Below are 321 nucleotides of genomic sequence, written 5' to 3' on the forward strand. Positions count from 1 at the left end.
TTCGACTGGTTGAAAGAAGTCGATAGCACGTCTGTGCAAGCGAGCGTCAAACATCTTGCTGATGCCTTTGACCGCTTCTTCAAGAAGCAGAACGAACGACCCCGCTTCAAGTCGAAGTGCAACCCTGTTCAATCGTATAAGACGAACATTCAAGGCAAGTCTCAACTTCCAGAAGTCTCGATCGTCGGCACCAAAATCAAAATTCCAAAGCTGAAGTGGGTGCGCTTCGCTCATTCGAGGCAGGTCGTCGGACGCATCTTGAACGCGACCATCCGGCGTAACGCTTCAGGAAAATACTTCGTCTCCCTGCTCGTCGAGCAG

1 pseudogene is annotated in these 321 nt (G+C 51.1%); it reads left to right on the top strand.

Annotated elements, in window-relative coordinates:
* A pseudogene (locus KNP98_RS16365) lies at positions 1-321 on the top strand (IS200/IS605 family element RNA-guided endonuclease TnpB); the annotation flags it as partial.

The organism is Exiguobacterium sp. s127 (assembly GCF_018618695.1).
Classification (GTDB): domain Bacteria; phylum Bacillota; class Bacilli; order Exiguobacteriales; family Exiguobacteriaceae; genus Exiguobacterium_A; species Exiguobacterium_A oxidotolerans.